The sequence below is a fragment of the Vibrio sp. 2096 genome, assembly GCF_033339595.1.
GTDB lineage: Bacteria > Pseudomonadota > Gammaproteobacteria > Enterobacterales > Vibrionaceae > Vibrio > Vibrio alginolyticus.
Window position 1 is genome coordinate 1 of the sequence record NZ_JAWOUX010000074.1, and the last position, 1,208, is coordinate 1,208.

The following is a 1,208-nucleotide window of genomic DNA, read 5'->3' on the forward strand; positions in this document are numbered from 1 at the left end:
TGCACGACAACTGAGCACGCAGCTTTGTATAAAGAAGAGTTTCAAAAAGTTCAAAAAATCCAATTCGTAGGTCAAGATTCAGTGAATGCGAAAAAAGCTGGTTTCGCGTTAGATGAAGGTGGTAGCGTACTCAAAGTTGCCCTGAATCCAAATGCGGCTTACGACTCTTCAACGTTGAAGTACCTTAAGCAGGCATGGAACTAAAACGATGAAGAAAACGTTATTGTCGTTATTCATGGTGTCCGTCAGCTTTGCCGTGGTCGGTGAAGAAGCTCGTTACACCATGGACGACTTAAAGGCATTGAACGGCTCTAAAAATTGGAATGAGCTATTAGCGCATGCGGAAGATATTCGTCCATCTCAACGTAATAGCGAGTGGGAAAGCCTAGTTCAAAATGCGGCGTTGGGAGCGTTTGAACACTATGTCGCATCTGGAGCAAAAGATGATGCGATTGGTCTGGGTCAGCAGTTAATCCTATCTTACCCATTTCTCTCTCAATCTAAGAGTTTTACTCAGCAGTTCTCGAAAGAGCTGGTGCCTGCAGCACAACCATGTATTCAATATGCGATAGAGGGATGTGTGGAAAATTATGGTCAGCTTCTTAGTACCTTGGCACCAAGCGCTGAGGTGAGTTACGAAGAAGGAACCAAAGTTTTCCAGAATGTCTCGAAGTCACTGTCGGTTCCTTTTTTTGCAGCAGCAGTGCAGCAAGCTGAGAACTACTGTGCGGATGAAAACGTCGCAAATGCGTTGCTCTACACCTTGGACAGACCAAATAATACCAACTTCGCTTTGGCGAAAGAGGTTGCTACACAAAGGTGTGCTAACACCGCACTAACAAACTTTGAGAATTACATTATTGAGTCGCAAACCGTAAGAGAAGCTCTTTGCCCGACATATTTGTCTAAAGGACATGTAAAAGGGTTAATGAAAAAAGTTTGCCAGTCATAACTGCTCGTTCTTAAAGCCACCGCAAGGTGGCTTTTTAATTTATTGAAATTTAGGCAAAAAAAACCCTCCGAGAGGGAGGGGGTAAGTAAGATGTCGTTATGAGATGCTGAGTACCGAGTACTCAGTTTATAATTGTAGTTTTCGCTAGCGAACAAATTTTTAACACTGATGCGGATTGTGTGCAAATTAAGCATTGATTTAAAAGTTAATAACTTGATCCAGGTTGCAAAGCACACAGCTATTGGACTTAAATCAG

General features: G+C 42.6%; 1 protein-coding gene and 1 pseudogene. Both read left to right on the top strand.

Annotated elements, in window-relative coordinates; genetic code table 11:
- A pseudogene (locus R7Q41_RS24135) lies at positions 1–204 on the top strand (hypothetical protein); the annotation flags it as partial.
- A gap of 4 nt (positions 205–208) precedes the next feature.
- Positions 209–952, top strand: coding sequence for a hypothetical protein (locus R7Q41_RS24140; RefSeq protein WP_015297454.1), 744 nt, complete (start codon positions 209–211; stop codon positions 950–952).
- The last annotated feature ends 256 nt before the right edge of the window (positions 953–1,208 follow it).

Coding starts and splice junctions, on each gene's coding strand:
- R7Q41_RS24140 (WP_015297454.1), top strand. CDS start 209: ATGAAGAAAACGTTATTGTCGTTATTCATGGTGTCCGTCAGCTTTGCC.